Here is an 18,136-nt window from a genome sequence, read left to right as displayed (position 1 = left end):
TGCGCCAAACGGGATTAAGTGCTGTAGCATTCTACTGATCGTCAGGCTGTAGGCCTGCGGCGGCCTCCATGAGAGCGATGAACCGTGCCTGGAGGGATGGCGGGCAGTTTCTGAATGCGCTGAGCAGCCGGAACTCTAGCCTGCTCGCGGGCATTGCCTTAGCCTCAGGATCTTTTCCATTTGCTACTGCTTCCTGCTCGCCAAGAAAATAGCTTAGAGGGAGCTCAAACAGTCCCGCTATCGTCACCATGGCGGCCGCGCTTATCCTGTTCGAGCCCTTCTCGTATTTCTGGACCTGCTGAAATGAAACACCAAGTCGCTCTGCCAAAGCGGTCTGCGACCAGCCCTGGTTCATCCTTGCTGCTTTGACACGCGCTCCGACGAACCGGTCGACATCCGTGGTCTTCCGATTGCTTCGAGCGCTCTCCAATTCTCTTATTGTCAACTTTTTCCTCCAACTGCAGGTGCCTCGCGCCCCTGCCGCACGATCATGCAGCAAAGTCTCACCGTATGCTCAGCAGTGCAAGTAGCAGACCATCAAGGATCGGAATTCCGCACCATGTTTCAAGAGGGTGGGTTGGAAGAAGTTCACTTACAATCCTGCAGGAGTCTTCCGGCATACCTCTGCGGCGCCCGGGCAAGCATTTTTCCACACCATTGCCGCGGCAGAGTGAAGCGTTGAACCACAGTTGCTCACTCAGCGTTAGGTGATGGAGAGCCTTTGTGAACTACCGAAGCCGACTGAGAAAGAACCTGAGGAAAGCGGACAAAGCAGCGCGAAACGACCGCGAGGTACACCATGACTGCCCTAACGCCTGGACGCCTGCCAATCTACACGATCGGACACTCAAACCGATCCCTGCAGGAGTTCATGGATCTTCTGCGCGCGCCGCAGGTGGAATGCGTCGTTGATGTTCGGAAGATGCCGATGTCGCGGACGAACCCTCAGTTCAATTCAGATGTTTTATCGGATGCACTACTGCATCACCACATAGCATATCGCCGATTGGACGCACTGGGCGGTCTCCGATCGAAGGCACGTACGATACCTTTCGAGCTGAACGCCTTCTGGAAAAATAGAAGCTTCCACAACTACGCTGACTATGCACTTTCCGATACATTCCATGAAGGCCTGAGTGACCTTGTCCAGCGCGGGCAAAGTTGCGTATGTGCTATTATGTGCTCGGAGGCCGTGTGGTGGCGCTGCCATCGCCGCTTGATCGCGGATAATCTTCTCGCACGGGATGAAACCGTATTCCACATAATGGGACAATCCCGCATCGATCGTGCAAGCTTAACTCCCGGGGCGCTGGTGAATCGCGACTACAGGGTCACATATCCGGTTGTTAAAGACTTGGTTTGTCCTCATAGCTAGCGCGAGCTATCTCGATGCTGCTCCTGGGACCCGCTTACCATTCGCGCGAAAGTTCCCGGTTTGCGGCTTTTGCATGATCGAAAGCGCGGAACTAGTCTTCCTTCGGGTTGTCCGTTTCGTTTACGTAGGGGAGTTAGGGGTGCCAATGTATCTACAAGCCGGCCTGTGGGGCCTCGTGGGCGGATCGGCCCTTATCATAGGAGCGGTTATACCGTTTCTTGCTAACCTGCCCCAGCGCATAATTGCCGCAGTCATGGCAATCGGCTCAGGAGTATTGATCTCTGCTGTTGCCTTCGAGTTGATGGACGAGGCATTTGCTCGCGGAGGGTTCGATTCGACGGCACTCGGTTTCCTGCTCGGCGCGGCGATCTACACAGCGGCGAACGTCTTTTTGAACCGACGTGGTGCCCGTCACCGAAAGCGCTCCGGGCATCACCAAGAGCAGAAGCAGCAGAATGCCGCGGATGGTTCCGGCTTGGCGATCGCGATTGGCGCTCTCCTCGACGGCATCCCGGAGTCGGTGGTGATCGGTGTGAGCCTACTTGGTGGTTCCGGCGTGAGTTTGGTGACAGTCGCCGCAATCTTCCTGTCGAATGTCCCGGAAGGTCTGGCGAGTTCCGCTGGCATGCGCCATGCCGGCAGATCTGCGAGCTACATCTTCTGTGTCTGGGGATGTATAGCTCTTGCCTCTGGATTGGCGGCCTTGGTCGGGAACGTTGCTCTCGCGGGAGCAAGCCCAGACATCATCGCTGGAACGACAGCTTTGGCCGCTGGCGCTATACTCGCTATGATAGCAGACACAATGATCCCGGAGGCGTTTGCAGAGACGCACGAGTATGCAGGATTGATCACCGTCGTCGGCTTTCTGTGCGCCTTCGTGCTTTCAAAACTGGGAGGATGACGTACGCCTTATCTGGGCGACCGTCGAAATTATTCTTTCTGCAGGCCTTTCCGCCCGTTTGGCGCGGTTTTATTTATCCGCTGCTTTGCCGGGCCTTCGATGCTCGCCAGGTTATGAGCAGTGTTCACCAGGCCTATATGAGAAAAAGCCTGGGGGAAGTTTCCGAGGAGGCGGCCACTGCTAACGTCATATTCTTCGGCGAGAAGTCCAAGATCGTTGCGCAGCCCAAGCAGGCGGTCAAACATTTCGCGCGCATCCTTATGGCGCTCGCCAAGAACATAAGCGTCGGCGAGCCAGAAACTGCATGCCAAGAACGCCCCTTCCCTGCCGCCGACACCGTCATCCGTTTCGCCGGTCGAGTAACGCGCGACCAGTCCCCCGTGCAAAAGCTCCCGCTCTACAGCTTGAAGAGTGCCTACTATGCGCGGGTCGTCGGCGGGAAGAAATCCAAGCTGCGGCATGAGAAGAAGGCTAGCGTCAAGCGTTTCGCCTCCAAAATACTGAACAAAACTGTTTTTCCTCGCGTGGAAGCCGTTATTGCAAATGTCGTCGTGAATACGGCGCCGCAGCTCGCGCCAGCTCGACACTGGCCCTTCAAGCTGGTATTTATCATGGCTAATGATCGCGCGGTCAAAGGCAGCCCAGGCCATGGTTCTGGAGTGAGTGAACAGGCGTGGCGGACCTCGAACCTCCCAAATCCCCCTGTCTGGTTCTCGCCATGTCGCGCCAAGGTGGCCAAGCAGGACCTTCTGGAGTCGCCATGCCTCTTCCTGAGGCTGCAACTCTGCCTCACGCGCAGCGTGAAGAGTTTCAACCAGCTCACCAAAGACGTCTGTCTGCACTTGGCCAGCGGCCTCATTGCCTATTCTGACTGGCTTGCTGCCCTCATAACCAGAAAGCCAGGGCACCTCAAACTCAGGAAGCCAACGCTCTCCGGCAATCCCGTACATGATCTGCAATTGTTGGGGTGAACCCGCGACCGCACGCAGCAACCATTGGCGCCAGTCTCGCGCCTCTTCGCGATAGCCGGAATTCAGCAGGGCATAAAGGGTCAGAGCGGAGTCCCGTAACCAGCAGTAGCGGTAGTCCCAGTTGCGTTGCCCACCGATTGCCTCCGGCAGGGAGGTCGTCGGCGCCGCTACGATACCGCCCGTCGGCCCGTAGATCAGCATTTTCAGCGTGATGAGAGAGCGAACAACCGCTTCACGCAGGCTCTCCGGCAGTTCATGAGCAGTTCCACGTTTGACCCATTCGCGCCACCAGCTTTTGGTCTGATCGAGAAGTTCTCGGCGATCGGCGATAAAATGAGGCTGCTCATTCGAAGGATGATACGACAGGGTCATAGGTATGCTGTCGCCAGCTTTTACCCGGAAAACCGCTGTGGTCTTGAGGTCCTGCCCCTTCAAGGGCAGATCAGTAATCAGTTCGACGGCATGTGGCCCAACGATGGCGCTTAGCCCGTAGTCCTTTCGCCTCACCCAAGGGACAGCCTGACCATTCTCAAACCGCAGCGTGATTTCCATCTCCATTTCGATCATGCCGGAGACGCCAGTGACGATCCTGATGACATCGGGCGAGCGATCAAGAGAAGGAACAGGCATGAAATCTGTGACTGTGACTACGCCCGTCTCTGTTTCAAACCGGCTTTCCAATACGCCGGTATCCGTGAGATAGCGGCGACTGCAGCCCGACGACGCTTGGCGCGGCGCCACCTTCCATCGCCCATTGTCTGGCGTCCCAAGCAAAGCGGCAAAGCAAGCCGGGGAGTCGAAGCGCGGCAGGCATAACCAATCGATCGATCCATCGCGTCCAACCAAAGCTGCGGAAAGCATGTTTCCGATCAGGCCATAATCTTCTATGCGGAGCGCCACTGTTCACCCACCGTGTGAAAACGAGGGATAGTCCGTCATGCCGCCATCTACGAATATCGTCGTCCCAGTGATGTATCCGGCGACGTCAGAGGCGAGTATGACGGCCATGTTCGCGATATCTTGAGGTTCCCCGATGCGGCCGAGCGGAATCTTCGTCAGCAGATCCTTGCACTTCGTTTCGTCCTGCCATACCGACCGATTGATCGGCGTGCGGATTGCACCGGGGGCGATGCAGAGTACACGGACGCCAAAAGGAGCTGCTTCCTGGGCAAGGGATTTCGATAACATTGAAACGCCAGCTTTACTGGCCGTATAGGCGCTATAGCCTGTCCAGGCTATAGCCTCGTGAACGCTGGAGACGTTGAGTACCACGCCAGACTTTTGCTCAATCATCCGCTTCAATGCCGCTCTCGAGCATCGGTATGTGCCTTTCAGGTTGATGTCCATGACATGGTCCCAATCCGCCAAGTCGGTTTCCCATCCAAGGGAATAGCTTCCGTCGATGCCCGCGTTGTTGACCAAGATGTCGATGCCGCCCCACTCATCATCCAGCGTCGAGAAAATCCGCTCGACGTCTTCAGAGCGGCTGATGTCACCCTTCAATGCCAGAGCCGCAGCGCCGTCCGTCGAGAGCTCTACCGCCATCCGCCGCGCTTCATCAGAATCAACTAGATAATTGATCGCTACCTTTGCACCATTTTCCGCAAAGCCGCGCGCGATCGCTGCCCCTATTCCAGAGTTGCCTCCCGTTACAAGGACGCGCTTGTTCGCTAAATCAATTTTCATGCGCCGGACTTCTAGGTTTTGGTGACGTTGCTGGAAAAACGCGGGCACGCAAATCATGTTCCTGCGACAGAACGTACATCTTTTCACTGGCTCGGAGACCGCGTCCTCCCAACCCTTGAGGCCCCGAACACGTGGCGGCAGATAATGACCCTGTTTTGCCTACTCGTTGCTTCTTAGAGTTACTTCCCAGCGGCGAAATGGATCGTCGCCCGCATCGCTGCTTCCCATCCCTTAATGAGATCGCGGCTCCACGCAGGAACGATAGAGCGCACAAATATCTCGCCTACCGCGCATTGCGCGGCCAACGGACCTGGTTCCGGCCAGCAACCTGTCCCAGAGCCGGCCAGCAGGTCTCAAGTGCCCGCTGACCGAAACGCGGCGAGTTTGACATGAAGCATGTCCGCCCCGCAACCATGCGCGTCACAAGATGCCCCAGATCTACTTCCGATAGAGTGCGGAACTTCGGCCGTCTGAAAGAAGATACGACGTCCGTGTCCCAACCCCTCATCGGTTGACGCGATCCGTGCTGTGGTTCTTGGAGAGGCAGCGACACGGCCGATGTCTCGATATCGTTGCAGCGACAGGCCTACTTCGTCGTGCCAAGCTGCTTGATGATAGGATCAACGTTTGGATCAGCCTTCAAGATGCGTCGAGCAAACCTCCAACCTTCAGGAGTGTGGATCAATTCATCCGTAAAAGTTGCCGTGCCTGTCACAGCGAGGCCGACGCGGTCGAAGACGGTAAGGTAGCAATACATGCTGGCTCGATCACCATTGATCGAGATTTCGTGATTGGTAACGACGTGCCGTTTGTTCTTAGAAAAAGTCGACACCATGAACGTATGGGCCTGCCGCAGTTCCTCGGTACCCTTTGCTGTACCCCAAAAGCCTACGAGTTCACCTTCTGTCGCAAAAGTTGCCACGAATCTAGCAGCGTCTTCTGAGTCCAAAGAGTTGTCGAAACGGGCACTCAACTCTGCGATCTCGGCACGGTCAGCGGCTTCCAAGGCTCGTGCCATATTTCTTTCGGATACTTGGGCGAAGGCTGGTGTAGCCGCATGTGCCGCTAAGCTCATTAATACTGCTGATAGGAGATTTCGAACCATTATAACCCTCCACTTGCCATTCAAGGCGTTGCGACGGATTCCAGACCCAGGTCCGGAGATATTGAATGTTTCCGCGCACTGTTTCATGGAAGACTTTGTATAATCGTTGATTACCCTATTCAAATTTATTGTTCGAAGCCCTATGCTTCATACTATGAATATATCGATGTTTGACCTCAATCGCATAAAAGCTCTTCATTTCCTGCTGGAAGAAGCCCATGTCGGGCGAGCCGCGGCACGATTGAACATCACTCCCGCCGCGACAAGTAACGCACTTCGTCGACTACGCGAAGATCTTGGAGATCCACTTCTCGTGAAGCGAGGCCGCGGCCTGGTCAGAACCCGGATCGCAGAGGATTTACGAGCTCCGGCACGTGATGTTGTCGCCTGCGCAGAGCTTTTGCTGAGAACTGCTCGGCCTTTTGAAGCGCGCGGGTTCGCTGGTGAACTTCCCGTCTCGCTGTCCGAACACGTTGCCGCAATCTTGCTTCCACACCTAGACCGCCTCGTTCGCGAACGGGCGCCGCTGGCTAAGTTAACCGTCGCAGCTATTCCGCTCGATGTAGCTGACTGGTTGAAGAAGTCGGGGGGCATTTTGGTCGGGCCGTCGGGGCCATTTGCAGCAACAATGGAAGGGGATAATCTGCTTTCTGAGGATTATTATCTGGACCGCTACGTCTGCGTCGCGCGGCGCGACCACCGTCTCGTCAAAATGCGCTGGAGCCCGCGTGCTTACGCGGACCAAAGCCACGTACTTGTCGTTCCCCGCGGGCGTTCAACGCGGAGCGACGTCGATGACGCTCTCATCGAACATGGTCTGTTCAGGCAAATCGCTCGAACTGTGCCCAGTTTCCAAATGGCGATCCAAATCATTAGCCAATCTGACTTAGTGACGACAATGCCAGAACGAAACACGTTCTTACTGCCGGCCGAATTGATCACAAGGAAGATGCCTTTTGATACGCCGCCCCTGCCAATGCGGTTGATTTTCCACCCAGCTTACCGCGAGGATGGACGTACCACATTCATCAAGACCTTGCTTCGCGATGCGTTAGCACTTTTCGATGCTGCTGCTGCTTGAGTAATCGCGGAGCTCCCAGAGACACAGCCCTTTGCGCAACTAATCCTGACTTCGTGTCCAAGCAAGAAGGCTCAGATAACCTATATCGAAGGTGTTTCGATAGGTTGATCTAATACTGGACAACGGAACGCAAACTGCAGATTATCGAGGAAAGAAGCCGCCGATGACACCGTTTCCTCTGCGGCGCGGCGACGTGGAGTTGCGCCAAGCCCTTTTATCGCTGGGGAATCTCTGCCCTTTCAGCAGGCAGCGGCGAGCTGCCTATATGCCCGTCGTCAATCGCAAACGGGTTTATCCCACCAAGGCCACCCACGCTATGATCCTCGAGAAACACACGGCGGTGCGGACAGGCCGTGTGCACGAGGGCAAGGTCATGGTGATGCGGTCTAATCTCCGCTGGTGCTCGGACGGCTTGAGTTCACTTGCTGGAATGGCGAGGTGGTTCGTCTCGCGTTCATTATCGATGCGTTTGACCTAGAAATTATCTCAGGGAGAGCCGTCGCCAATGCCGGGATATCCGGCTCCGACATTAACGGTCTACGATTAGGCGTAGGGCGTCAGAGAGTGTCGTTTCGCCGCGCATCGTGACGCCTCGGCCCTCAAACGCTGTGTGACCATTGTTGAACCCTCGATAAAGCTCGCAGAATGCCTTGATAGCGTTCGTGGAGAACCCTGCCTTGGCGAATACCTCATTCCAGCAAGCAGGCGGCAATAAAACAGCTTCAACTGGACGACCAAGTATTTCGCTCAGAGCGCTAGCGGCATCGTTTGGCGAATAATCTTTCGGTCCATGAAGTTCAATCAGCGAGGGTGCGGCGGTGCCCGCCAATAGCTGCTCGCCCACCACTCTGCCAACGTCCATTACCGAGACCATGGGAAGACGCCTGGAAAGCGGTGAGAACATCGAAAGCAGCACACCATCTGAGTTAACTCGTTCAAGCGACCAACTCCAATTTTCCATGAAGTTCGCAGCGCGCACTATCGTCGCTGGAACTTTCGATACGGTCAGCCGACGCTCCAAATCGTGGGTTGTCTTGATATTGCCAGTGCCATCGGTGTGCTGAGCGCCGACCGACGACAGAGCAACCACATGAGAAAGAGCGGCGGCCTCTGCCGCGGCTATCAGCGATGCGTGAACCGCCGCAGAGTGACCAAAAATGTCAGGGTCGGCATAAGCGGGTGGATTCATAAGATAGGCGCCACGCGCGCCCCGGAATGCATTGATCAGCGCATCTGTATCGAGCAGATCAACGACCGCCACCTCCGCGCCGGCTTCAATCCAAAGCTGGCCTTGTTCCATTTTGCGTAAGATCGCCTTAACGGGAACGTTTTTTTTGAGAAGGTAGCGCATTGCAGCCGAACCAGTCTGTCCGTTAGCACCCGTTATTGCATACATATCTAGTCTCCTCTCAAGCCTTGAGCTTGACACTGACGGCGGTCCGTCCGCCTTCTGCCATCATGCTGGTCATCCACGTTGCTGGATTGGCGAGCATCTCACGGTATTGGGCAGTCTCACGACCACCGAGCCCGAGATTGGTGCTGATCAACATTCCTCCAACGCGCAGCGACGACGCCAGCAAGTTCAAATCCTGAAGCGATGGCGCGAAACCGTCAAAGAACGCTATGTCGTACCCGGACGTGAGCCTCGGGAGGATCTCATGGAAAGTCCCGTGGTGGACAGTGATTCGATCATTGAAGCCGGCTTCTGCGATATTCTCGCGTGCCAACAGTACATGCTGCTCGTCGAAATCGATCGTGTCGATTGACGCCACGGTGCTACCTCTCGCGAACCAGCACGCGGTGTATCCGAGCGCCGTCCCGCATTCAACGATCCGGCGCGCGCCAGCGGCAGCTGCCAGTACGCCTAACGATACGCCGTCACCGAATGGATACGCTTTGCAACGATGCTGACTTCGATGTCGCGTCGTCGCATCAAGAATATTTTGATAGTAGTCCATAAGCTCGCCCTTCGTCCGCCCACAAAATATCGGTGGCTTTGCTCGGAGTTGAAAGAGAACGGTCAGCCAATCCTCTAGGTGCCAAATTCACAAGTTGCCCGTTGCAAATTTCATGATTGTCGATCACCACGATTCGAACGCGCCTCCGTAGCGGCGATGCCTGCAGAAGCGCCGCGCTGCGGTGCGGTGATAGTCGAAGCGGACGACAACCCTGTTCCCGTCAGCGCACATCCATTCGCGGCCCGGCTCCCAACTCGACGTCTGCGGTACATCCACCCAATCATCCGTGAGCACGTTGTCGAGTTGCGGTCTCGGGGAGATGATAAAAAATTTTGAAACTCCGTCACCAATTGACGTTACCGGATGGCGTTCCACGATTTGAAGACGGCCGCTTGAGTAGGCGCAACGGCGACAGCGCAAAGGGAGAAACGAGGATAGTTTTTCGAATCACTTAACGTTGTCTTTGAACCATTTGGCGACCTCCGTTGCCGTGGGTTCGATTACGAGAGGATCGTCGTAGAATCTCGTATGAAACACCCCATCGACGATGATGAGCTTTTTGTTTTGCGCGGGTACCTTACGGAATACGTGCTGCGCGGCCGCTTCGAAGCCGTCGGATCGCTCACCGTGAATGATCAGCGTCGGACACTGCAGCTTTGCAGCATAGTCATCGACGTTGAACGTCCAAACCTCGGCGTCGCTCATGGTTGTGTAGCGATTCTCCCAGCGACTGGGCTCACCCCATTTTGATGTGGTCCAGGGGTGATACCAGTCGTAGATCTCTGGCCAAGGTAGACCAACGTTCTTATCATCCGAACTCACCACGGGCGTGTAATCGACCTCGCCGCTCGTATCAAACTTAGCCCTAGCTGCCTGACCACGAGCGATGCGCGCTTCCAATCCGAGACCGCCGCCTCCAAAAAATCCTTCTAGATTTTCCTTGAAAAGATATTGGCCCGAAACTGTCGCGAGGGCTTTAATTCTGGCGTCGGCCGACGCTGCTGCGATCATTTCCGAGGACCCTTGGCATATTCCGAGCGCAAACATACCTTCGTTGCTGATGTCTGCCCGAGCTTCAAGAAAGGAGATGGCGGCATTGATGTCGGCAATTTTAGCGTGAGGACTCTCATAGCGCCGGGGCTCTCCACTGCTTTCGCCGCTGAAACGCGGATCAAAAATCAACGCAGCGAAGCCATCGCGTGCGAGCCTCGTCGCGTATTCCATCGGAGATTGTTCTTTTACAAATCCAAATGGACCAACGATGACGGCGCCTGGGAATGGGGGTTGTGCAGCCGTCGGCTTAAACAGGAGACCGACGAGCGATGCCCCGTGGCTTTCGAAACTTACTCGCTCGGATTGATAGGCGCCCGCGTTCAGTGCCATTGAAGAAATACTTGTCATGCTCGGAGATCCTTTTGCTCTTGCTTGCGCGTTAAAAGAAAAGGACCCCAAGGCTGCGACTGGCATCGTAGCCATCGCTTGCAATATTTGTCGCCGCACGCTGCTATGGGCGCGATCATTTTGCATGGAGGCCTCCTCTTTCCATTAATATTATTCGACAGACAATGGAGAAGGCGTCATGATGTGTCTAATGCATGATCCGGATATCTACTATGCCGCTTAACGAATTACGACGCCTTGACCTCAATCTGCTCGTTGTTCTCAGGGCGGTCCTTCAGACGCGGAACGTCACTGTCGCCGCACAAAAGCTCAACATGAGCCAGCCTGCAGTCAGCAGGGCGATAGGGCGTCTTCGCCATGTTTTTGCCGATCAGTTGTTTATCAAAGGCGCAAGAGGTGTCGTTGCGACGCCGCGGGCGGAGGCTTTAGCGGACTCGATTTCCAAGTTACTGCATGACCTCGATGACTTGCTTGGCTCGCAAGAATTTTCGCCCAGTACGAGCAACCGCATCTTTCGCATCGCTACGACTGATTATGGCGCTATAGCAGTCTTGCCGTCGCTCGCTGCTGTCTTCGCCGCAGAAGCCCCCAATGCCGGAATTGAAGTGCTACCATTTTCGCAAGATACATTTCGCCGCGCCTCCAACGGCGATGTGGATGTCGTCCTTTACAGCGATGACCCAGTGCCAGACGATTTGCAGCGTACCATCCTCTTCAATGAAACCTATCTTTCGTTTGTGCGAGCAGATCATCCGCTTGCAAGTCGCCTTAACAACGGCCAGCCGCACCTCGACGATTTTCTAGATCCTCCGCACATACTCGTTAGTATTTTCGGGGGCCGGACAAGCGAACTGGACGACCGACTTGCTGCACTCGGTCGATCCCGAAGGATCGCAATGTGGTTGCCCTATTTTGCAACCGCAGCAGTGATCGCGTCCAAAACAGACTTCATCCTGACCATCCCAGAACGGGTGGCTAGCGAGTTGGCTTCACCACACGGGCTGATTAGCTTCCGGACACCAGTCGAACTTGAAGGCTTTGGCTACCAAATGCTTTGGCATGCTCGCACCCAAAGTGATGCGGGGTCGCTTTGGCTTCGTCGGCAGATCATTTCGGTCTCACGTGCGCAATGAATTATGGCTGGTTAAAGCCAACAATATGCTATGCGGAAATCCGGTTACGATAACCGGCTCGACGCCGATCAAGAGTCCCTGCTAAGTACGCAGAGAGGAGCGGTGACCGATTGATTTGCTCTTGGATGTTGCTAGAACGCTCATGTCTTGCGTCGAGTTCTAAATCACCCCGCACTTTGAATTCAAGGGACGCTGCTTGAAACTGTTCTCGAGGACCTACATTTCGTCAATGGAAGATCGTGGAGTGTGCAGTGCGAAATCAGCAAACTGTCGAAGACTACCCTAGCGTGGTCGAGATCTTGAGCGAGCTCGAAGAAGAACTGCCGATAAATTCCGAGGATGAATGGCATCACTTGCGAGCGCTTCTCATTGATTTCTACGAACACGGAATTCGCGGACACGCCCGCTTGAGGCACCTTGCGCTCTCGGCGACGATTAATCGCCGAGTGACCGTGAGCAGCCACTCGTCATCGGCTAGACCTTCGTATTATGCCTGGGGGTCTGGTAAAATGCTGAAAATCATAGACCGGGCTAACCGGCCACTCCAGTTTTCTCACTCTGAGAAAGCCAACGCCTGAACGCACACTCCCGATAGGCGGTTCGTCGTCCTCGGATTCGTCGCCACGACGGACGCAAGCCAAGGGGTCGGCCGCGCTCCTCGGCTTCAATGCCGATTGTCGCGATCTCCGACTAATACTGTTCAACCTTGCGCGACATCATGTTGGCAATCTTTTAGCTGACGGCCTCGGCTGTTGAAAATCGCGGTCAGCAAAGGGAGTAGAAGGGCGGGCGACTGTTCGTCAGAGGGACTGCTATTGACCTTGCCCCAAGTTTTATCCAGTTTTGAGTTCACTCCAACGGTTTTGGGTTGCTGTATTCGGGGCGGTAGCGGCGGGTTGCGGTGCGAAGCCATTTCGGCTGCACAGCCTCGCGTCACGTCGCGGGTTGATGTCTGAGCGAACTCGGCAGGTGTCATCCAGCCGGAGGCCGGAGTGCGGTCGGTGATCGTTGTAATCGCTGCGCCAGTTTGAAAGCGCTGATCGAGCTTGGGTCAGTGTCGAGAAGAGCGTTTCATTCAAGAACTCGTCTCGCGCCCCATACCAGGGAGCGTAATATTATCTTAACAAGACAGGATACGTTGATTACCGTACATTGTGCCGATGGATACTGTAAAATAGTTCAGGCATATTCAAAACGGGCAAGATATTTTCAGAACAGCGCTCCCAGTTCCGAAGCGACTGGTCGAAGCGGTTGCGCACCCCGTGCGCTGAATGAGAGTGCCAGGGAACTGGCGGCCACAAATAGTGAAAAGGCGAGCAGAACGCGTAGCTTTGTCATATCTGACCCTCATAAAACTCACAAAATCGCATCCGGAGATAGTTGACCAAGCATCGATGTCCATCTCGCGGTTGATTTTTTTGCAGCTGAAAGCTGATCAAAGGCATTCTCTGGTAGGACGGCGTTCGGTGCGTGGTCCCTCAACCCTGCTCGTTCCGCACTGCGCCGACGGCACGGTTCAAGCCCCATCAAACTAGGGCCGGCGTGCAACCAGCGACCTTATTGGAGTCGATCAAAAGGACGTTTCATTAATTTGCTCAGCACAAAAAGCATCACCTGGGCATGACTGGCAGGTTTAAGCCAATGTCCACGATGAGTGATCGCTTGCGACCCGATCACTGGCCTGTACGTCGGAAACCGCGTTACGCGCTTAGTTGCTAATTGGGCCCACCGCCCATTCTTCATTAACCAACTGAGCGCAAAGTGTCCCAAATTCAAAATGGAGTTCAGGACGATGCTGGGTGCGATTGACGCGCAGAGGGCGCTCGAAGCTATTGCAGCTTCGCAGGCCGTCATAGAGTTCGACCTGCAAGGTAAAGTTCTTTCAGCGAATGCAAATTTCTGCGCGGTCCTTGGCTATCAACTTAGCGAGATTGTCGGCAAGCACCACAGCATGTTCTGCGAAGCCAGTCATTCCGGTTCGCCCGAGTATCGGGACTTCTGGAGCAGACTTGGTTCGGGGACGTTCGCCTCCGGGACCTATAAGCGCATCGCCAAAGGAGGCACGGAACTTTGGGTCCAAGCGACCTATAATCCTGTGAAAAAGGGTGGGAAGCCCTACAAGATCGTCAAGATCGCATCGGACGTGACAGCGGCCAAGCGCCAGGCTCTCGAGGATGCTGCAAAACTTGAAGCAATCTCCCGCTCCCAGTTCGTTATCGAATTCACTTCGGACGGACAAATCATCGCTGCGAACGAGAACTTTTGCAGGACGATGGGCTACGCCCTCACCGAGATAGTAGGCAAACATCACACCCTGTTCTGTCGCAAGGACTACATCGCCACGGCCGAATATGGGCAGTTTTGGAAACGTCTTGCAGCCGGCGAGTTTTTCTCCGACGAGTTTGTCCGCGTCAGCAAAAGCGGCAAGGAGGTCTGGATCCAGGCGGCTTACAACCCGATTATCAACAGCTCGGGCGAGGTCATCAAGGTCGTGAAGTTCGCTACCGACGTAACGGCTCGGATATCGGCAATCGAACATGTGAATTCAGCGCTGTCGGCTCTTTCTCAGGGAGACCTGACAACCTCTCTTGACCTAGTGTTTGTGCCGTCGATGGAGGAGCTGCGGGCCAATTTTAATAGCTCGGTGCTCAGGCTGCGACAGACCATGGAGACGATTGGTATGAATGGCGGCGAGATTGCCGCAGCCGCTTATGAGATTAGCAACGCGGCAGATAGCTTTTCCAAACGAACGGAGACGCAGGCTGCCTCACTTGAGGAAACCGCCGCGGCTCTCGAGCAGATTACCACCACCGTTGCCGATTCCAGCCGCCGAGCGCACGACGCTGGGCTTCTCGTTGCCCGTACGAAGCAGGGCGCGGAAGCGTCCGGAGAAATCGTTCGCAGCGCTGTCGGCGCGATGGGCGAAATAGAGCGATCCTCCAACGGCATTACGAACATCATCGGCGTCATCGACGATATCGCATTCCAAACGAACCTGCTCGCCTTGAATGCCGGCGTGGAGGCAGCACGTGCTGGTGAGGCTGGGAAGGGCTTCGCGGTGGTGGCGCAGGAAGTGCGTGAGCTGGCGCAACGGTCCGCCGCAGCCGCCAACGAAATCAAGTCGCTAATTTCGACGTCGGGGCAACACGTCAGAAGAGGTGTCGATCTCGTGAGCAAAACGGGAGAGGCTTTGGCCGAAATAGTCGAGCGGGTCGGCGAGATCAATGACAACGTCGCGGCTATCGTTGAGGCGGCGCGAGAGCAGTCCGTGGGTCTCAAAGAGATTAATGTGGCTGTAAATTCAATGGACCAAGCCACTCAACAAAATGCAGCTATGGCAGAGGAAAGCACTGCCGCGAGCTCCGGTCTAGCCGAACAGGCCGCCGCCTTGCGTCAACTTCTCGCTCAGTTCAAAGTTGACTCCGCCCTAAACGCCCCCTCGGCTCGCGGTTTCGTTCCAACTGAACGTCAGTCGACGCAGAATGCCCGCCGGCACGCTAGAGCGTCTGTCTTGGTCAACCGTTCGGCGGCAGTCGCGTATCAGGAAAGCTGGCAAGATTTTTGACTACCGCCCCGACGTCAGGTCGCGCGTTTCGGTGGGGAGAGTGCCTGATTTTCCTTCCTGGTTGCTATGCAAAGACGGCCCTTAGCCTTGCCGAAACGATCGGCAGTGCGTCGAGGCTGCCTCATTTCCCAGCCCCGGGCGGCGCCAGTGGTAACGCTCAGCATCGGCGTCGCCACCCTCCCCCGGACTGTACGCCAAAGAGCGTGGACGCTTCGGCGGGAAGCCGATGCAGCACTTTATGCGGCAAAGAGAGAGGACCGCAATCGGTGCACTCACGGCAGTTCAGCCGACGAAACGAAAATGTTCAGACCCTCGCCTTGAACGGATACGAACGCACGACCCTCATACCGTGTGGGCAACATCGAAAGCTCAGTTAAGCGCGACTACCGCAACCGCGGTTTGGATAATCGCTAAGGCTTTCTATCCAACAACACCTTCCATCGAGGAGACCTGCCCCCCGTTGAAACTATCGAAAGATCATGTACTTTCGCGACTGTATTGGCATGGGGGTCGCGTTGCGCTGGGATCGAGAAAATCTTCCGGAAATCAGAATAGATCGCTGGTGGAAATGGCTGCTGCTTCCGGGCGCGGTCATTCTCTGGTTCGGGTATATGTTTCCGAACCCGGGTGTTCGAGGCGCGGTCTTAAGCGCGAGGCATGCCCGCAGTCCAATCATGACTGTTTACTACAGCCTCGTTTTTTACGGCGGACTGCTGTTCGTGCTTTTTCTGATGGTCGGCAGGTAATGGCGAGCAGGCGTAAGCAGAGCGGGGGTTTTACGGGCAGCATGTTGTACGTCGGCATGTTCATAATTTTCGCCCTGCTGGTGCTCTTGACGGCCGGCTTCTACTTCTATCCGGTTCTCTGCCTCGGCCTGATGGTCTCGTCGGCCCTCATGGGCGCGAAGCCGCCGCCGCTCCCTGACCCTGACAAACTGGTGAGTGTCGAGGGAGACCGGGAAATTGAAGGCCAGCTCCGCAAACTCGGGGCAGTCCGTGAGGAATTTCGGCGCCTTCATATGAGGGCGAGTGCGCTCGGCATTGACTCGACCTCGTCGAGCGCCGGCATGCGCTATGACCGCCGCAAGCGAGACGGAAAGTTGATTAATGCGGAACTCGACGACGTCGAGCTGCGTATGAAGGATGTGATGCACCAGATCAAGGCGACCAGGACACAGCTCCTCGGGGCGATCCCGAACTGGCGAGGTCCATTCGAGAGATGGGTTGGACGCAGGGCGTGGTCACTTGCAGCAAGGCTCTCCCTCTTGGTCGCACTCTTGTCGATCGCTGGAATGATGATCGCTTCGCGCGACTATCCCGGAGAGATTGCCTGGCTCGCGAGCATCGGCAATTTCGCCTCCGGCCAGCTTTTGTGGCGTCCGCTGCGACCGGATATGCTCGCTGTCATGATGACCGGGGTGCTCGCCGGGTACGCCTCCCTCTTTGTTTCGCAGCCGTTTTTCCGGAGCCGCCTGAAGCGGTCGGGCGACGTCGGGACTATGCTGAGGCTTGCAGCGCTCGAGGAACGGCTGAATCCAGACCAGATCTACGAATACGACCCGGACGGTGCATTCGAAGAGCCTGAGGAAGAAAGATCGCGGAGCGAGCCATGGTGGACGGTGCTGGGCGTTGCAGCCGACGCGGCCGTCGAGGAGATCAAGACCGCCTACCGCAACGCGATCCGAGGATATCACTCCGACAAGGTTGCGCATCTGGGCGACAAGCTCAAGGTTGTCGCCGAGTTTGAGAGCCGGCGCCTTAACAAGGCTTACGAGACCGCGAAGGTGGAGCGCGGGTTTGTCTAGAATACCGCCCCTTCTCTTTTTGCCGTTCCGCGCTGTAAGGTACATCGCCTTCGCATCGCTCGTCATGTCGGCATGGGCCTTTACACCATACTTTATTGATGCCGTCCGACTCTTCGGCATACGCGACGACCCCACGGCGATGCTTGAAAGAGCGGCCGAATCGCGCTCGCCAGACGAAATCCGGAGGCTGGCCGAACAGGCGCTCGCGGAAAACGATCCGGAGTTGGCCGAGAGCCTGTCGGTCGTCGCCGCAGACAATGGCGAGCCGCTCCCGTCAGAACTGCTCGCGAAAATCGAGGAGAGCAACAAGTTCAGCCTCGCTCGCTCCGCGTTTGAGGTGTGGACAGGCATATCGACCGGGAGAGGCGACACGCCGACCGCTTTCGTTGCAGCTGCAGCGACGGATGCTTTGATCGTCGGCGATCTGAGGGATCTAGCGACGGAGGCGGCTAAATATCCGGACTATGACAGGCTGACTGTTTTTCTTGCAGGGATCGGTGTCGCGGCCTCGGCCAGCAACTATGTGAGCTTGGGTGCAGCTGCGCCGCTTAGGGGCGGCCTGTCGATCCTGAAGAAGCTGAAGAAGCTCAACAAGCTGCCGGAACCGTTGGAGAAGGACGTTGTGGCGCTCGCGAGTCGCTCGATCGACGACGGCGTGATCCGGGCGATGAAGCATCGGGCGAGCGACCTCGACCTGAACGGCGCCCTTCAGGAAGGCCGCAAGCTGATCAAGCCGGAGGCCGTCAAGATGGTCTCAGACGCCGCCAGGGCGACATTCACTGTTTCAAGCAAACAGGGTTATCGCGCAACGGTTCAGACGGTCGAAAACGCGGGGGAGCTCGCGGATTTGAAGAGGTTAGCGGCCGTCGCCGAAAAAACGGGACAAAAATACCGCGGCGTGCTCGCGCTCCGCAAAGGGGCGAAGATCGTCTTCACGATCGTTGAGTACCTGGCCGAGGTAGTCTGGATCTTGATCGGAGTAGTCGTCTGGATCCTGCTGGCGCTCTGGACGCTTCTGAGGTTTGTCCGAAGCGTCGCAAACATCCCTATGTGGTTTTCTCGCAGATCGGCGCTCTAAACCGAAGTGTGCCGGATACATCGCCTGCACAAATGCCCGCCATGTCGCCCTTGGCTTCGGCTCAAACGTGGCTGAAAA

The 18,136-nt window shown here is 56.1% G+C and carries 16 protein-coding genes and 2 pseudogenes; 10 read left to right on the top strand and 8 right to left on the bottom strand.

The annotated features are described in order from the left end of the window. Positions 1-31: 31 nt before the first annotated feature. A complete protein-coding gene (locus tag ACODR6_RS12040) occupies positions 32-445 on the bottom strand; it encodes a helix-turn-helix domain-containing protein (RefSeq protein ID WP_203431461.1) in 414 nt (137 codons plus the stop codon). Between the two features lie 354 nt (positions 446-799). On the opposite strand from ACODR6_RS12040, the gene ACODR6_RS12035 reads away from it, so the two are divergent. Both ACODR6_RS12035 and ACODR6_RS12030 read left to right on the top strand, forming a co-directional pair. Next, complete coding sequence (locus ACODR6_RS12035) at positions 800-1,375, top strand: DUF488 domain-containing protein (RefSeq protein ID WP_203431460.1); 576 nt, start codon at positions 800-802, stop codon at positions 1,373-1,375. Positions 1,376-1,520: 145 nt separating this feature from the next. Continuing rightward, positions 1,521-2,276, top strand: a complete 756-nt coding sequence (locus tag ACODR6_RS12030) for a ZIP family metal transporter (protein ID WP_203431459.1) — start codon at positions 1,521-1,523, stop codon at positions 2,274-2,276. A 29-nt stretch (positions 2,277-2,305) separates the two neighbouring features. Here the strand turns inward: ACODR6_RS12030 and ACODR6_RS12025 are convergent, their stop codons facing one another. The 3 genes from ACODR6_RS12025 to ACODR6_RS12015 all read right to left on the bottom strand — a co-directional run bounded on the left by ACODR6_RS12025 (position 2,306) and on the right by ACODR6_RS12015 (position 6,038). Beyond that, positions 2,306-4,147 (bottom strand): glycoside hydrolase family 15 protein, encoded by a 1,842-nt coding sequence (locus ACODR6_RS12025; RefSeq protein ID WP_203431458.1) that lies wholly within the window; start codon positions 4,145-4,147, stop codon positions 2,306-2,308. 3 nt (positions 4,148-4,150) lie between these two features. Further along, complete coding sequence (locus tag ACODR6_RS12020) at positions 4,151-4,933, bottom strand: glucose 1-dehydrogenase (protein WP_203431457.1); 783 nt, start codon at positions 4,931-4,933, stop codon at positions 4,151-4,153. A gap of 586 nt (positions 4,934-5,519) precedes the next feature. Next, on the bottom strand, positions 5,520-6,038 hold the full coding sequence (locus ACODR6_RS12015) for a nuclear transport factor 2 family protein (RefSeq protein WP_203431456.1): 519 nt from the start codon (positions 6,036-6,038) through the stop codon (positions 5,520-5,522). Between the two features lie 166 nt (positions 6,039-6,204). On the opposite strand from ACODR6_RS12015, the gene ACODR6_RS12010 reads away from it, so the two are divergent. Next, positions 6,205-7,119 carry a LysR family transcriptional regulator gene (locus ACODR6_RS12010; RefSeq protein ID WP_203431455.1) on the top strand — a complete coding sequence of 305 codons (915 nt, stop codon included), beginning with the start codon at positions 6,205-6,207 and terminating at the stop codon, positions 7,117-7,119. Between the two features lie 358 nt (positions 7,120-7,477). Beyond that, a pseudogene (locus ACODR6_RS12005) lies at positions 7,478-7,683 on the top strand (IS3-like element IS426 family transposase); the annotation flags it as partial. Here the strand turns inward: ACODR6_RS12005 and ACODR6_RS12000 are convergent. The 3 genes from ACODR6_RS12000 to ACODR6_RS11990 form a co-directional block, all read right to left on the bottom strand. Beyond that, the gene (locus ACODR6_RS12000) at positions 7,649-8,515 is read right to left on the bottom strand and encodes an NmrA family NAD(P)-binding protein (protein WP_203431454.1); all 867 of its coding nucleotides are present in this window, start codon (positions 8,513-8,515) and stop codon (positions 7,649-7,651) included. The pseudogene ACODR6_RS12005 and the gene ACODR6_RS12000 sit on opposite strands and share 35 nt — an antisense overlap. 13 nt (positions 8,516-8,528) lie before the next feature. Next, on the bottom strand, positions 8,529-9,077 hold the full coding sequence (locus tag ACODR6_RS11995) for an O-methyltransferase (protein WP_203431453.1): 549 nt from the start codon (positions 9,075-9,077) through the stop codon (positions 8,529-8,531). 447 nt (positions 9,078-9,524) lie between these two features. After that, on the bottom strand, positions 9,525-10,604 hold the full coding sequence (locus ACODR6_RS11990; protein ID WP_489022560.1) for an alpha/beta hydrolase: 1,080 nt from the start codon (positions 10,602-10,604) through the stop codon (positions 9,525-9,527). Positions 10,605-10,690: 86 nt separating this feature from the next. On the opposite strand from ACODR6_RS11990, the gene ACODR6_RS11985 reads away from it, so the two are divergent. Then, a complete protein-coding gene (locus ACODR6_RS11985) occupies positions 10,691-11,611 on the top strand; it encodes a LysR family transcriptional regulator (RefSeq protein WP_203431450.1) in 921 nt (306 codons plus the stop codon). Positions 11,612-12,444: 833 nt separating this feature from the next. Here the strand turns inward: ACODR6_RS11985 and ACODR6_RS11980 are convergent. Then, positions 12,445-12,702: pseudogene (locus ACODR6_RS11980) on the bottom strand (integrase core domain-containing protein); the annotation flags it as partial. A 701-nt stretch (positions 12,703-13,403) separates the two neighbouring features. Between ACODR6_RS11980 and ACODR6_RS11975 the strand changes: the two are divergent. From ACODR6_RS11975 to ACODR6_RS11955, 5 genes are all read left to right on the top strand, one after another. Beyond that, complete coding sequence (locus tag ACODR6_RS11975) at positions 13,404-15,176, top strand: methyl-accepting chemotaxis protein (RefSeq protein WP_203431449.1); 1,773 nt, start codon at positions 13,404-13,406, stop codon at positions 15,174-15,176. A 66-nt stretch (positions 15,177-15,242) separates the two neighbouring features. Then, positions 15,243-15,497, top strand: coding sequence for a diguanylate cyclase domain-containing protein (locus ACODR6_RS11970; RefSeq protein ID WP_489022559.1), 255 nt, complete (start codon positions 15,243-15,245; stop codon positions 15,495-15,497). A 158-nt stretch (positions 15,498-15,655) separates the two neighbouring features. Then, entirely contained in the window at positions 15,656-15,922 is a 267-nt protein-coding gene (locus ACODR6_RS11965; RefSeq protein ID WP_203431448.1) for a hypothetical protein, read from the top strand. Positions 15,923-15,963: 41 nt separating this feature from the next. After that, entirely contained in the window at positions 15,964-16,980 is a 1,017-nt protein-coding gene (locus ACODR6_RS11960) for a J domain-containing protein (protein ID WP_203431447.1), read from the top strand. Continuing rightward, positions 16,973-18,058 (top strand): hypothetical protein, encoded by a 1,086-nt coding sequence (locus ACODR6_RS11955; RefSeq protein ID WP_203431446.1) that lies wholly within the window; start codon positions 16,973-16,975, stop codon positions 18,056-18,058. The genes ACODR6_RS11960 and ACODR6_RS11955 overlap by 8 nt, the downstream gene beginning before the upstream one ends. Positions 18,059-18,136 lie beyond the last annotated feature (78 nt).

This window comes from Rhizobium sp. FG96 (assembly GCF_057808655.1).
This window is presented reverse-complemented; position numbering and strand designations above follow the sequence as displayed.